The organism is Allobaculum fili (assembly GCF_020969955.1).
In the GTDB taxonomy this organism is placed as follows: domain Bacteria; phylum Bacillota_I; class Bacilli_A; order Erysipelotrichales; family Erysipelotrichaceae; genus Allobaculum; species Allobaculum fili.
Window position 1 is genome coordinate 1 of the sequence record NZ_JAHDSX010000051.1, and the last position, 15,229, is coordinate 15,229.

A 15,229-nucleotide genomic window follows, 5' to 3' on the forward strand; every position below is an offset into this window, starting at 1 on the left:
GTCAATAGATTTTTAGAAAAAAGTGAAAAAACTCGAATCATTCGAGATTTGACTTGAAGAGTAGAAAAAAGACCACATCACTGCTTAACGCTGATGTGGTCTGAGAAATCTTAACTTAATGACATTGCTCCTCTTACCAGAAAAAAACTCCGCAGAATTCAGTGACCTGCGAAGCAAAAATGATAGTCGTCTTTTTAGAAAGCGAAGAACGCCGGCTATTCGATCCAGCGAATACGCTCTGGATCAAAATGTTCAGTTACATGAACGTCCTGCTTTGGATAGCCAAACGGAACCAGCGCAATCGATTCTAAAGTTTCATCCAGCTGAAGAACATCCGCCATATACTTCATTCGGTCTTTCAAAGGGGCTACGCCAAGGCAGACGCCGCCCAGACCGAGCGCTGTGATTTCCAGAAGCAGGTTTTCGATGCAGATGCCCATGTCGATTTCATTGTAGGGCGGACAGCTGTTCTCCTTGCGACACAGAACGGCAAGCAAAACCGGCGCGCCGGCCGCAAAATGCGAATATGGAGAAATGCCGGCCAGTCGGGTTTTCATTTCCGGATTGGTGATAACTGCAAATTCCCAGGGCTGGCTGTTCATGGCGCTAGGCGCCTGCATGCCGGCTTTGAGAACATCGATAATCTGTTCGCGCGATACGGGCTGATCGGTCCACGCCCGCACGGAAGCGCGTTTAAAAATTGGATTTTCACTGCAGGATTCCATAAGGTTCCTCCCCGGCTCCTGAGGAAATGTCGCAATACGGTAAGAACTGCAGAGCGGCAAAAACGTGCAGGAGCTTCTTTTTTCTTCAGTATAGTTATCGCGCAGGCAAAGCGCAGAGGGAATGAACGAAAAGCACAGACGAGAACGGCGCCTGGAAAGGCGCACGCAGATTGTTTTCAAGTGCTCTCTATCCTGCGCAAAGAAAAACGATGGCCTGTTCTGTCATCGACAGGCCATCGTTTTTAATGCTTTTTAAGTGCTGCAAAGGCGCTTTCGTTGACGGAGAGAACTGCGCGTTCGAGTTCTCTGGCGGAAATTCTTGTGGCGCCATGGGAGAAGACGGAGTTCTGAATGAGGCCGTCGCTCGTGGCGGCAATGCAGTGAAATTTGCCTTTGAGATCCGCGGCCTTCTTTTCAATCCAGGCATCTGCGCTGATGCCGGATGGCGTGTACACAATCGAAGCGGATCCGTTTTTGGAAGAGGAGCCGGGATTGCCTTTGCGGCGGTTGCCGTCAAAGACCACGATCAGCGAATACCCTTTGTACCCCTGGTAGTTGATGAGCAGACTGATCAGCTCTTCGCGCGCATCCGATAAAGAATGCGAGGAAATTTCGCGCAGAGACGGCCATGAGTAAATCATGTTATACCCGTCGACGATCAGAACCGTTGGCAGATGCGAGAAGGTCGTAACCTGCGTTGGTTCGAGCGACAGGTCGGTTCGTTTCTTTTTGGATGGACCGGCTTTTTTCGCGTTCTGGTTGCTGCCGCCGGCGTTCTGGAAGACGCGGTTCAGCTCCTGCGCGGAAACTTTGGACGAGTTGATCGAAATCGAAGAAACCGTCTGGGTATTGTCCACGGGCGGAATGTGCAGGTGGTCTTCCACCTCATCCCATTCGATCGTAAGGCCGACACCGTTCGAGCAGAATACCGATCCCGAAGGATAGAAGCGGTCGAGGCTTTCGTCGTAGCCGATCTGTTCGATGACTTCCTCGGCGTTTTCGCAGCGGTCGTAGCCGTCGTTTTCCACGGAAATATCGGCACGCCCTTTGGAAAGGGAGGCAAGTGTCGTATTCAGATTCATCAGCGTGCTGACCGGACCGCGTCCGGTAATGCGCATTTTTCCCGATTCCATTTCTTCTACCTGAACTTTGGCGCGTCGGGTTTCGAGTTCGTACAAAATGCGGGAAAGATCTTCGGCAGGCGTTGTGATTTCAAAACGGAAAAACGGTTCCAGCAAGACGTTCTGCGCCTTTTTCAGGCCCTGGCGCATCGCCCGGGATGCTGCCTGACGGAAGTCCCCGCCCTGCGTATGTTTCTGGTGAGCGCGGCCGGCGATCAGCGTGACATGAATATCCGTCAGCGCGGATCCGGTCAGAATGCCTTTCTGGACGTGATCCGAAAGGGAAGAGAGGATGAGCCGCTGCCAGTTCAGAGACAAAACGTCGCGGGGAACTTTGGACGAATACGTCATGCCCGATCCGCGTTTGCCCGGTTCGAGCATCAGGTGCACTTCGGCATAGTGGCGAAGCGGTTCAAAATGGCCGTAGCCAAAGACGGTATCGTCAATCGTTTCCTGGTAGACGATTTTCCCGTTTCCAAATTCGCATAAAATACCGGTGCGTTCGTAAATCCGGTTTTTGAGAATTTCTTTCTGAATTTCGCCCATCAGACGGATGGAAATCGTCTGGGACGCTTCATCGAATTCGATCTGAAGCATCGGATCTTCCATCATCATCTGCCGCAGCGGCGCCATCATCGTGACCGGATCTACACCGGCCGGCAAAATCAGTGCGTAGCACAGGGAAGCGCTCAGCTGCGCTTCTTTGCGCGACGTCTCAAAACCGAGTCCGTCGCCAGGTTTCAGATTCTGAAGCCCTTTGACCAGAACGATATCGCCCGCCGAAGCTTCCTTGACGGGACGAATGGACTGTCCGTTCGCCATGAAGAGCTGATCGGCTTTCTGATCGCCGCGCTCATCGTGAATTACATCTTTGGCGTGGAGCGTTCCGCCGGTCAGCTTAAGATGGGCAATCGGCGCCTTGGCGGAATCGAGCGTGATTTTAAAGACGCGCGCCCCAAATTCTTCTGGATATTCCTGTTCTGGCGTATAGGCAAGCAGAGCATCGAGCAGTTCGCTGATGTTTTCGTTTTTCAGTGCGGAGCCAAACAGCACCGGAAATGCCTTGCGCTCCTTGACGGCCTGCGCCATGGACGCGGGGGAGAGGGTTTCGGTCTGTACAAATTCATCGAGCAGCTTTTCGTCGAGCGCCGCAAACTGTTCGATCCAGTCGTCCACGCTCAGATCTACGATTCGGGTATCCAGATTTTTCTCAATGTCCGAAAGCAGTTCTTCTTTGGAATAGGACGTCGCGTCCATCTTGTTGACAAAGAGGATGGACGATACCTGATACGCATCCAGGCATTTCCAGATTGTGCGGGTATGCGACTGTACGCCATCTAATGCACTGATCAGAACGATGGCCGTATCGAGAATGGAAAGCGAACGTTCCATTTCAGCGGAAAAGTCGGCATGGCCCGGCGTATCGATGACATTGATCGTTGTATCCTTCCAGGTGAAGGAAGCCTGCTTGGAATAAATGGTAATTTTTCGTTTTCGTTCCTGCTCGTCAAAGTCGAGAAAGGCGTCCTGATGATCGACGCGTCCAGCCTTGCGGATCTGGCCGGAGGTCAGAAGCATGCTTTCAATACAGGTGGTCTTTCCGGCATCGACATGCGCAAGAATCCCGGTTGTGATGGTTCTCATTTGCATCTTCCTTTCTCTCTATCTTTTTTCTTCATGCGCATCGTCATCGCGGACACATGAAGACGGAGTCAGCGGCTGCAGGCTGTCCCGGTGCAGCGTATCGGTATCGAATACCTTCACCTCACAGTTTTGATAGAATGCGCCGGCATAGGCTTCATTATCCATGCCTTTGAAATAGTTTTCAATCACCCGGCAAATTCCGCCGTGCGTTACGAGAAGAACATTATGCGCCTTTGACGGATACTGTTTCTGAAGCTCGTCGAGAAAGGTGTATACCCGGGCGGCCACATCCAGAAACGATTCCCCGCCTTCAAACGGCTTGAAGTACTGATGCTTTTCTTTCTGGTATTCGGGATCATTGCGCAGAGCGCCTTCAAAAACGCCAAAGTTCTGTTCGATCAAAGCCGGGGCGATTTTCATCGCAAAAGGAAAGCTCGTGTTTTTTGAAATGGCCTCTCCGGTCTGCATGGCCCGTTTCATGGGCGAGCAGTACACAGCGTCAAAGGCAATGTCTTTCAGTGCTTTACCTGCCTGATCGGCCTGCTTTAAACCCGTGTAATTGAGCGGTTCATCCGTTCGGCCCAGAACGCGGTTCTGATGGTTAATATTTGTTTCTCCGTGACGAATCGTATAAATTTTCATGATAAAAGTTCCTTTCTGTCATCGGCTTTCGTCGACGGCCGCAGAGGAATATGGAATTGACTGCAGGAAGGACAAACGCCGTACAAAAGCGGCTCTGGAAAACGCAGTCAGTTTATAAGGCTGTTTCAAAGACGTTGCTTCATCTGTTTTTAAGGAAAACCGGCAAAATCAGAACGGTCCTTTTAAGCCGGCGAACATTTTGGGACAAAGCGCATGGTCAGCCACCTGACAATCCGTTCCTGCAGGGACTGGTTCTGTTCTTTACTATAACCGGTTGAAGAAAGGCGTGCCGTTTCAAAAACGAAGAAGCCGGCTTGTGCCAGACGGGCCCAATCGAACAGGCCCGCAAATTTTGAGCAAGTACATGAAGGAGGGAAAAAGATGAGAGATTCACACAACGATTTTTTTGGCGGTACCCAATCGTCAGAAGATACAAAGAAAGAAACCGTGTATGAAGAGGATCTGCGTGAAGAAGATCTTTATCTTTTTGAAGATCCGAAAACGGCGACATCTAACGACATAAATTCAGCTGCTCAGCCGTCCAAACCGGTCGTTTTGCGTCCTCTGCCGCAGCAGGCAAAACCGGATCTGTCCAGTACTGCTTCCAGAGAACAGCCAAAACGAAGCGTACCCCAGACGGATTTCCGCTCGCGCAGGGATATGCCGGATATTCCGGCTGATGCGCAAAGCAGCCCATATGGGAAGACATCCAGATCTTCGGACTTTGCAGAAGAAATGGACGAGTATTCAAATCCCTCTTCAGGTTATGATGCAGACCACTGGGATCCCGCCTGTGACGAAGATCGTTACGACATCCATACCGGTCAGGATTCTGACTTTGACGATGCGCCGTACGAAGACGATCAGCCTCTCCTGCAAAGAGAATACACAGAAGACGACAGCCGTTCGCGAAGAAGCCGCCGCTCTTCCAGACGTTCCCGCAAAGACCGGGATCGGGACGATCGCCGCTCATCCAGAGCGCAGGATCGAAAGGAAGCCCGTGCAGCCCGCCGCCGCGAAGACGACGAAGATAAGGAGGACGCATACTTCAATCATCGCCAAAACAGAGAATATGTACAGGACAACGATCCAGAACCGTCTTCACGCAGATCTCGCAGTCGAACAGCGCCATCCGATGAATATGATGACGAGTACGAGACGCATGCCCATTATGAGGACGACCCTCGAGACTCCAGAGACCGCTCCGGCCGTCGAGGGGGAGGCATTCCATGGATTTTGCAGGCGGTACTCTATTCGGCTTTAGGTCTTGGCCTCGGCCTTTTTGCCCGCTATATTGATCTTCATCCTTCCGACAGCACGATCCAGTCGCTGGCCGTTTCACTTTCGGATCTTCCGTTCTGGATGATGTGTGCCGTCGGGATCAGCGTCTATTCCAAAAACGGCCTGGCGGCGTTCGCGAACGTTCTGCTGTTTTTCTCCTTCATGGATATTGCCTACTACTGGTATTCCTATCAGTACGATGGAACGCTTCTGATGAAGCTCTTCGTCTTCTGGGGTCTGCTGGGGGCGGCGAGTTCGCTGCTGGCGCCATTTGTGCATTACGCCAAGTCGAAGGGCGTATTCGGCTTTGTGCTTTCTGTACTGATTCTTGCGGTGCAGGCGATTCTGACCGGCTGGTCGGTGATCGGCTGGAACTTTCTCTGGTTCGTCGGCTCGATGCTGTTTCTTTCCCGCAAATCCATATTCATGACGCTGCTCATGGGTCTGGCCGGCGGTCTGCTTGGCATTGGCGTCTGGATGTATCTGCATCAGATCGGCGTGAGCAGTCTGCTTCGCCATTCCACAAGGACCGGTGAAGAATCGGCTTTTATGGTCTGGATTAAGCAGACGGATCTGAGTGTCTGGCTCGAACAGCTTCTGTACCGTCTGGGCATGGTTCCTGGTCAGTAATCAAAAACAATCGGAAACTATCTCTTATTGGTTAACGTTTTCCCTTCGATTTTCTCCCTGTTCTTTCGTTTTTCTGCCCGCTAGTGTGCGCCAGGCACATACAGCGGGCTTTTTGGCGGCACAAAAAAATCCAGCCGCAAAAGGCGACTGGATTGGAAAGTTTCTGAAACCGATTTTTTCGTTATAGCCGTTCGTAACGGACAAAGGGAACCGCCAGGATGAGGGGAGCAGCAGACCTCAGCGGCGAAATAGAGCGCACGACTCGGCACGGTCTGAAAAAGACCTTCCCCGGAAGGAGGCTGCAAAGGAAAGCAGGATGCTAAGGAAAATGGAAAGTCTCGCTCAAAAAAGCGCAAAAAAATCGAACACTGCGAAGTGTTCGATCTGGTTTCAAGTGGTGGATCCTTAGGGATTCGAACCCTAGACCCACTGATTAAGAGTCAGTTGCTCTGCCAGCTGAGCTAAGGATCCATGATTTGTTTTGTCATGAGAACTTGCGCCCTCGTGACTGCCTGAACATAATAACACAGCTGGGCCGGAATGCAATTCCAAAAACAAAAAAATGAAAAAAAGTTGATTTTCAACGGGCGTGTAAAAATTAAGGCGCGTTCGATTCGAACACAGAACAGACACAAAAGAAAACCGATGCATTTGCAATTGAAGAAAGGCTGCCTAAAATGTTAGTTCGTTCGCCGTCCCCTCAAATTGGAAGAGATATTGTGACAGGGTATAATGAAGGCGCGTTTATTAAAGATTGGAAGATATTCATGCGAATTGAACAGATTACTATTGAACAATATGAAAAATTTATCGAAGACAGCCAGTTAGGCTTTGTCTTCCTGCAGATTCCCTCGTACGCGAAACTGTATGACCGTTTCATTCTGGCGGGAATCAATGACGAAAACCGCATTACCCATGCCGTCATCGTTGAACCCAAACCCGCTATGAAGATGTGGAAGTTTGCGTATACTGCCGGCGGCTTTTTAAGCGATGACCGCGCTCATGACGCGGACTTCCTGGAAGAAGCTTCCGAGTATCTGAAAAAGGAAGGCTTCATTCTATGGCGTATTGAATCGTCTGTGGAAGTAAAAGAATACGACCGCGAAGGCGCCGTTGTGGAAGGCGGCTTTGACAACACGAAAGAGCATCTCGCTCTCGCCGAAAAAAACGGATTTCACTGGCACGAATCGCCGTTAGGCACCGATACGAGCCATCAGATTACATGGCAGTCGGTCGTTGAGCTCAAAGACGGCATCAACCAGCACCACAAAGGCTATCAGGGCAAGCTCACTCCGGAAATTCCAAACCGGGACATTGCGGATATCGACAAGCTGATGTCCGGCAGCTCGAGAAAGTATACCCATAAGGCCGAACGCGAAGGCTTTACGCTGACCATCAAGAATCCGTCCGAAATGGAAGAGCAGGACTGGGCCGATATCGAAGGCATGCTTGACAAGTCCGGCGAATACAAGAACTTTGATACCGGATCCGGCGAAAAGCGCCGCGATCTGGCCAGCGTATCCGACGGTTACTGCAAGCTCGTCAAAGTCCACAATGCGGATGGACAGCTGGTTTACGGCGGCTACTGGTACGTAACCAACATGGAAATGTTATGTTACTTCGGCGGAATTGACCGCAGTGCCGTCCGCTATAACCTTTCCGGCTTCATCCATCATGAGATGTATAAGCACGCCCTTGAACTCGGTCTGGAACGCTACAACTACGGCGGAATCAGCGGCTACTTTGAAAAGGGTCAGGACGGCTACGGCAGCTTCTTTTTCAAACGCGAACTCGGTGCGACCGTTGTTCGTACGTTCGGCATTTTCGACAAACCGCTCAACGCGATGGGCAAAATCTTCGAACAGCGCCTGAACAAGTAAATCCGAAAGAAATTCAGCCGGCAATACAGTTCAATCCGGAATACAGGAAGAAACGGGAGCAATCGACAAGCGCTCACGTTCAGACGATTCGCTTTATAAAGCCAGTCGTTTCGATCCTGCAAATTCACAAATCCGATTCACAGAACAGACTTAGAAATCCAGCGGGATGGTCAGTCACACAGGACAGGCCATCCTGCTGCTTTTTTATACCCAGACGAAATAAATACGAATATCCGCTTTCGACATTCATCCCGCAACCGTGTTTCGCTCAATAAACGTGCATCCTCCGGCACAGAAATTTGTCGATACGAATTGGCAGAAGGGGCCGTGTCGAAGCGAATCGGCGAGACAAATGTGTCGAAGCAAATGGGGCGAAGGGAGCGAGCAAAGCGGAAAGCAGCATACGGATAGCAGAATACGGAAAGCAGAAAAAATCCCCTGTTCAAGTCGTGAACAGGGGAAGAAAGAACGAAGCAAATTTCTTGCGGGCTGTGGTTGATATGCAGCCAGGAAACGAGGTGTACGGACTAGTCGAGGATCTGGTAAATCACGTCTTCGGTATTCTCGTCATCGTAAACAATCTGGTAGGAAATGCCGCCGGCGTCGAGAACCTGCGCATCGCGCTCCGTACCTGCGATGTAGTCGATATCCCAGTTTTTGAGCATCGAAACGGGCAGATTTACCTGTACTACGTCGCCCGAAGGGCTGGCAATTTCCAGATCGCCATCCGGAATCAGGGAAACGTAAATGTGCGCGTAACGGTTAATTTCGTCTTCAAACTTGTGCTCCGGATCGATGAGTTCCCATTTTTCGAAATCCGGGTAGAAGTTGACGCCGTTAACGACTTTGACGCCATTGGCCATCATCAGCGCCTGACGCAGATCGTTTTCGGTCGTCAGCCACCAGGAGTCAGGATTTTCTTCACGAATCTGTACAGCGGCCTGTGCCATGGGGTATTCGGCAACGCTCGCCGTTCCCTGCATGATCGGGTTGACAAGCATGCCGCTGCCGGCTGTCCATGCCAGCATGCCGCAGAGGGTCAGCTGACGATAGCGGGTAAAGGCCAGCCAGAACAGGAATGCCAGACCGATTGAGAAGACATAGAACATGGCCCGCGATCCAAACAGCCGCAGGAAGTTTGGCAGGATCATGTAATGCGTAACCATAGCGGCAAGAACGGCGTAAATGGCGCAGGCGACAAAGCCGGAGAGCGTTTTGTGCGGGAACTTGGTGTCCTGCACTTTGTAAATCGTCCAGACGGTAAAAATCGTGCCGGTATAGCCAAATACGGTCTGCATGCGGTTGCAGGAAGAAAGCAGAGTCACTTTCGCCAGCCATACCGGGATTTCAAAGTGCAGATAAAACGCCTGGAACAAAAGGGAAAGGAAGAGAACCGTTCCGATCCAGCGGGAGCGGTCTTTCTTCTTTCTCAGCCAGTAGAAGAGATACGGATAGTACAGGCAGCAGGCAACGCCAAACTGCGTAAAGCTCGAGATTTCACTGTTGTTAAGCAGATCCGGATCGGTATACGTCTGCAAAAGGCTGACCGGGTTGATAAACAGCATCCACGGTGCGCCGGTCGCCCCATGAACGACGCGATCGCCCGGATAAACGGTATCGTTGGCCATCATCAGCGCATCTTTTGCCGAAAGCAGTGTCGGCACCAGAACGATGCAAAGACCGCCGATGACCGCGATTACGTTCCAGATGTTGCTCTTTTTCCATTCCAGCTCATCTTTATCCCGATAAAGACAGGCGCACATTAGGAAGAAGGCGAGCAGTCCGCAAGGAACCTGCAAAGAAGGGAAGAGGGCCAGAACAAAGCCGTCTAACGATGCAATAGCCAGAAGCGTGAAGGCCCATTTTTTCCAGCCCTGCGCGCGGAAAAACCAGTAGCCGACCACAAAGAGCGTACTCGCCCAGAAAATCGCATCGTAGAAATGGGGCGAGAACCACCACTGCATGCCCGGCGCAAACGTCAGGATAATGGCACCAAAAACGGAAAGGTATTTGTTTTTCGTCAGGATGTGGAACATCTCGATCGAAACCATCACCATCAGAATCGTTTTGGACAAAAAGTACCAGGAAATGCCGTAGGCGTTTCCAAACAGAATGTAGCCCCAGACAAACGGCTTGCCGATCAGGGAGAGCGACAGAACCGGGGAGTTGTAGCCGACGATCATATCCTGACCGCCGATCGACATCTGATGGGAAATCTGGGCGTAGTCGTTGTAGTACTGGGAGAAGTAATACGGAAGCTGTACCGCATACTCATCGGCCCGCGGAATACGCGGACGGCCCATTAAAATGGACTGTTCCACTTCCGGATTTGCGGTAAACGAGTACATGTAGCAGGCCGCGTTGGACGTGTGGATCTGGAAACAGAGCAGAACCACAAACACAATCGCCGCAATCAGCCAGCGCCAGCGATACATTTTCTCGAACACCCCGTTCAGGAATTTGGAATAGAACAGGCGAAGCAGGTTGATGATCAGAACGAGCGTTCCGCACACCGCGATGATCGTCGTTTTTGTGAAGAAAACAGAAGTGAAAATGGTATAAGCCAGAATCAGCAGCGATTCCAGAAGAATCATGATGACTTTGGATCGCGGCAGTCTGGTTCGATGAAGACGGAGCGTAGAGGACGTACTCATATCGCCCGACCTTCCTTTCGTCGATGGGTTTCGCTTTCAGAACGCCATCGCTCGAATTCAAAACAGCCTTGATCAAACAGGCAGACAGACATGGCAAAACTCCTTTCTTGCGTCTCCGGTTTTGAATGAATATTCGCAGAGAAAATCGATGTATAAATGAGGACTCTAAATAATCAGATCCTGTACACACAGAAACACCTCAGAAAAATCTGAGGCCAAATCAGAAGAAACGGGTCATTAAATCCCGCAGGACTGTAACGATTCTGTGTCCAATCGATCCTGTCCGTTCAGGACAGTCAGAAAGATATTAACATTTCTGGATTTGAAATCGTCCTTTCATCCGGAACTAAAAAAGACAGGAACAGGATCCGTACAGTTTCACATGTGGAAAATCGTGCTGCATTTTGGCCAGACGGAATTTCAGAAGGACTGAGGGAATGCAGGAAAACCGAAAACCATAAAGGACCAAACGGAACCGAAAGAATCCATACGGTATACTGAAAGAGCTTACACAGGATGGGAAAATTCGACGCGGAAATTTTCCTAAGCAGTCCGACGGAACTGAGAAGACTCACTCAGCCAAAAAGACGGCATGAAACGGGCAATTGTGCCGTCTGTCAAAATGAATGGACAGCGCTTTTTCATCGGAAACGGGCATACAGATCGAAAGAAAAAGAAAAACATGCGTCGAAAACCAGTTCAGGAATACAGGATAAAAACAGGATAAAATATGAAACGGAAAGGAACAAAAAGCTTGCTGTGCGCCTTTCTGGCTTTAAGTTCACTGAGCAGCGCGCCGGTTTTTGCCGCGCAGTCATCCAGCGATTCGGCCGTCAGGATGATCCGATCGACCGACAGAGTTCAGAGAAATTACAGCGCCAGAAAAGCTGCGCCAAATACAGCCGTCGCTTAAACCGCACAAATGCCGGCGGCCGAGCATCTGAAAGATTACTGGGATTTTGAAGGGAATACCCCGCTTCAGTCCAAAACGAGTACCCATACCGCACTTACCGCAGTTACTGCGCAGACCGCTTCGGCAGAAAACAGCCTGTTTGGTCAGGTTTATCGTTTTCCGAGCGATCCTTCCCAGCATGCGTGGCTGCAGGCCTCGAACTATATCAATACCGGTCAGGGCCGCATGACCTTCGCCTTATGGTACAAATACGATCCAAGCCAGGACAGTGCGGACGGATCGTCTGTCGTACTGCTTCAGCATACGGGAAGCGGAAGAACGATTCTCTCGCTGCGCGCAGACGGCCATTATCACACGTATCTGAACGCCACGGATGTGTTCTCAGAAGGAACGGTTGCTAAAGGCGAGTGGCAGCACGTCGCGATCAGCTTTGATCAGGACGCGAAAAAAGTTCGCTTCTACATCAATGGAAAATTTGACAGTGAAAAGGATCTGGGCAATACGGTTCTGAATCAGATGTTTGATCTGCGGATCGGTCACCATAAAAACGATACAGGAACCAACCCGCACGGTCTGCGCGGCGATCTGGATGAACTTTGCGTGTACGACACGAAGCTTTCGGATGCCGATGTACTCGAACTGTACGCGCAGAAAGGAAAAGGACTCCTTCTGACGGATCTTGAAGAGTGGGTCGCAAAAGGACAGACTCTCTGCGACGACAGCAAAGTGAGCCCCTCGGCAAAAACAGCCGTGCAAAACGCGCTGGATGCAGTGGAAGCGCTCGATCCCGAAACGGTATCCATAAATGAACTCCAAAACGCCTGCGAAACCTTGAAAACGGCATGTCAAAATGCGGAACAGTCTCGTCCGGCCATTCTGCATGTGGAAGACGAGATTCTTCGAACGATCGATCCGGATTCCATTTTCGGCATCAACCATCGCTATGCGTTTAACGCGTATGGAACCTTTGATGACGAAACGATGCAGGTTAAGGACGAGTTCAAAACGCTGTACAAGGATGCAGGTTTTGGATCGATTCGCTATCCCGGCGGATCCATTTCCAACCTGTTCAACTGGAAAACGACGCTGGGTCCAAAAGAACAGCGCAAAAAACAGGTTCATGCCTTTTATAACAATGGAAGACAGACCGGCATCGATCCCAACTTCGGACTCGAAGAAATTGCCAGCTTCGCCGATGAAGTCGATTCCGATATCGTTTATGTGTACTCGCTGGCAAGAGGCAGTGCGCAGGACGCATCCGATCTGATTGAATTTCTGAATGCGAAAGTCGGAACCAATCCAAACGGCGGCATCGACTGGGCGAAGGTGCGCAGCGATTACGGCCATCCGGAACCGTACAACGTACAGTTCTTTGAAATCGGAAACGAAATCCAGCAGTGCTGCGGCATTAACAACGACGGCAAGACGACCCAGGGCTACTGGATCGATTACCGTTCCGACGGATCCGATGCGGTTCACGCCTTCACCCTCGGTGCGCCAACCGCTTATAACCGGATTTATGCGGCCAACCCGGACAACTGGGACGAAAACGCCTCCCGCTCCGACGGATCGAAAAACATGGTTCGTCAGCTGCGTCACGTCAATACGAACACCATGCTTTACGAAGACGGAAAACTCCGCATGGATCCGGATTTCCAGGCACTGGAAAACGGTGCCCACGTCTACGTCGGTCAGAACGCGGCTTCCGCGACGGAATGGACGATTGTCGATTCCCTTGAAAATGCCGGACCAAACGATCAGAAGTGCACGCTGAACTATTCCACAGGCGAAATCACATTTGGAGACGGAGTCCATGGCGCCGTTCCTGCCAGCGGTCATGGCATATACGCGTCCTACAGCGTGAATCATGACGGCTTTAACGATGTATCCGAAGCGATGCGCCAGACCCAGTCGCGCATCAATGAACTGGAATCCAAAGAGCATGACGTGAAAATTTATACGGCCTGGGAAAACGTCAACTTCGTCAATCTCGAAAATCAGCTTGGCAAAGCGGACCTTTACGACGGCATGACGATTCATCCTTACTCAGGAACCGTCAACGAAAGTTCAGATGAAGCTTTCCTGCTTGATGTGATGGCCAAAGCGCAAAACTGCAGAAACCGCGTCGTGAACTACTTAAACCAGATGCCGGAAGACAAAGTCCCGGCCATTTCGGAATTTGGCATTTACTACAACACCAGCGGACGTACGCGTTCCCAGCTGCACGCTCTGTATGTCGCCCGCTGCATTATGGATTATGCCGAACTGGGCTCGCCCTACATTCAGAAGCACTGCCTCTCGGATTACTACACATCCGGAGCCGATGCCTTAGGTCCAACGCAGCAGGCCGTCATTCAGGTTGTGCCGCTGGCCGGCTCAGATACGGCCACAGGCAAAGGCAATTTCGGTTACTTTGCGACGCCAAGTGCGCACGTCTTCCAGATTTTCAACGCCGGATTTGGAACCGAACTGCTCAATTCCTCCCTGTCACAGGACTACACGCTGTCCAACAACGTCAATTCCATTTCTGTTCTGGCCAGCCGCGATGAAGAGCACAACTATTCCATCGCCATCGAAAACGCGGATCCGACAAATGCGCGCGAGATCCAGATCGAACTGCCGGAAACGGTCGAAAACGCAGTGATCAAGGCGCAGCGTCTGGAATCCAATGGTCTGGCGGATGAAAACAGCCTCACCAGTCCCGCAAACGTTACGGTCCGTACAGATGAAATTCAGACGGATGAAGACGGACGCGTTTTTGTAACCGTACAGCCGCATTCGTTCCTGATTCTTCGCGTGTATGAACCGGCCGATAAGACGGAACTCAATTCGCTCATTGAGCTGGCGAAAAATGTGAAGACCGATGGCAGTGCGAAGTTTACCGATCTGAAAAACCGCCTGGATCAGGCGCAGATCGTCAGCCGTAATGAATTCGCCCGTCCGGCTCTCGTTCAGGAAAAGAGCGAACAGCTCAGCTACGCCCTCGAACAGCTTCTGGATCCTTCTTTATTAGAGACGGCTGTAAACAAAGCCGAAACGCTGAAGGAAGCCAGCTATGCCAAAGCAGACTGGACGTCCCTGCAGGAAGAACTGAGCGAAGCAAAAGAGATTCTTCGTACTTCTGTATCGCAGGCGCAAGTCAATGAAACCGCTATGGAGCTGAATCAGACACTCCTTGCCCTGCGCAGACTTCCGGATCCGGCAGCTCTGGAAGAAATCCGGGATTAAACTTTGCCGCCCTTTCTCTGGGTATTCCTCCTTTCAGACGATCGATACAGGCTGGATTTGTGATTTCGTCGATTTCGCCTGTACGGCTGAAAAATCCGGAAGCCAGTTTCCAGAAATTCTCTTTCAGGAAAAGAAGGGGAGGCGTACCGAAGCGACCAAATCGCGGCGGTCTTTAAGGGAGGTCTGTAACGGAGGATTGCCTGAAGCAGCCTTAATTCCACACGCAAAAAGCAGAGATTCTTACCCTCTCTATATCAGGGAGGATGGAATCTCTGCTTTTTTATTTGGAAAATAATTTGCGAGAAGGCTGCGGGCGGTCAGAAGCCGCACAGAAACTGGACTGGACAGGAAACAAAATGGGAAACACAGAGGATGGGCGCGTTTTTCCGTAAGCGTCAAATAAAAGACGGGTATTTTCTCGACCGCCTCCTTGGGATAATTCCTTTATTCAAGGAGGCTTTTTCATGGAATCAATCATCCCTGCAATCGATCTCGGTATCGATTTCTCCAA

Annotated in this window: 8 protein-coding genes and 1 tRNA gene; 4 read left to right on the top strand and 5 right to left on the bottom strand. The window is 50.9% G+C overall.

The features are described 5' to 3' along the window. Positions 1-215 precede the first annotated feature (215 nt). From Afil_RS09285 to Afil_RS09295, 3 genes are all read right to left on the bottom strand, one after another. Positions 216-725: a nitroreductase family protein gene (locus Afil_RS09285; protein WP_230268281.1), complete on the bottom strand. Its 510-nt coding sequence runs from the start codon at positions 723-725 to the stop codon at positions 216-218. 242 nt (positions 726-967) lie between these two features. Further along, entirely contained in the window at positions 968-3,490 is a 2,523-nt protein-coding gene (locus Afil_RS09290; RefSeq protein ID WP_230268282.1) for a translation factor GTPase family protein, read from the bottom strand. An 18-nt stretch (positions 3,491-3,508) separates the two neighbouring features. Continuing rightward, complete coding sequence (locus tag Afil_RS09295) at positions 3,509-4,132, bottom strand: histidine phosphatase family protein (protein WP_230268283.1); 624 nt, start codon at positions 4,130-4,132, stop codon at positions 3,509-3,511. A 381-nt stretch (positions 4,133-4,513) separates the two neighbouring features. Between Afil_RS09295 and Afil_RS09300 the strand changes: the two genes are divergently transcribed. Next, positions 4,514-6,043, top strand: a complete 1,530-nt coding sequence (locus Afil_RS09300; RefSeq protein WP_230268284.1) for an MFS transporter — start codon at positions 4,514-4,516, stop codon at positions 6,041-6,043. A gap of 395 nt (positions 6,044-6,438) precedes the next feature. Here the strand turns inward: Afil_RS09300 and Afil_RS09305 are convergent. Then, positions 6,439-6,514 (bottom strand) — tRNA-Lys (locus Afil_RS09305). A 296-nt stretch (positions 6,515-6,810) separates the two neighbouring features. Between Afil_RS09305 and Afil_RS09310 the strand changes: the two genes are divergently transcribed. Further along, positions 6,811-7,923, top strand: a complete 1,113-nt coding sequence (locus Afil_RS09310; RefSeq protein WP_230268285.1) for a peptidoglycan bridge formation glycyltransferase FemA/FemB family protein — start codon at positions 6,811-6,813, stop codon at positions 7,921-7,923. Positions 7,924-8,450: 527 nt separating this feature from the next. On the opposite strand, the gene Afil_RS09315 is transcribed toward Afil_RS09310, so the two are convergent. Beyond that, positions 8,451-10,577, bottom strand: a complete 2,127-nt coding sequence (locus tag Afil_RS09315; RefSeq protein WP_230268286.1) for a DUF7657 domain-containing protein — start codon at positions 10,575-10,577, stop codon at positions 8,451-8,453. A 516-nt stretch (positions 10,578-11,093) separates the two neighbouring features. On the opposite strand from Afil_RS09315, the gene Afil_RS09320 reads away from it, so the two are divergent. Both Afil_RS09320 and Afil_RS09325 read left to right on the top strand, forming a co-directional pair. Next, the gene (locus Afil_RS09320) at positions 11,094-11,540 is read left to right on the top strand and encodes a hypothetical protein (RefSeq protein ID WP_230268287.1); all 447 of its coding nucleotides are present in this window, start codon (positions 11,094-11,096) and stop codon (positions 11,538-11,540) included. Further along, positions 11,500-14,718: a LamG-like jellyroll fold domain-containing protein gene (locus Afil_RS09325; protein ID WP_230268288.1), complete on the top strand. Its 3,219-nt coding sequence runs from the start codon at positions 11,500-11,502 to the stop codon at positions 14,716-14,718. The genes Afil_RS09320 and Afil_RS09325 overlap by 41 nt, the downstream gene beginning before the upstream one ends. Positions 14,719-15,229 lie beyond the last annotated feature (511 nt).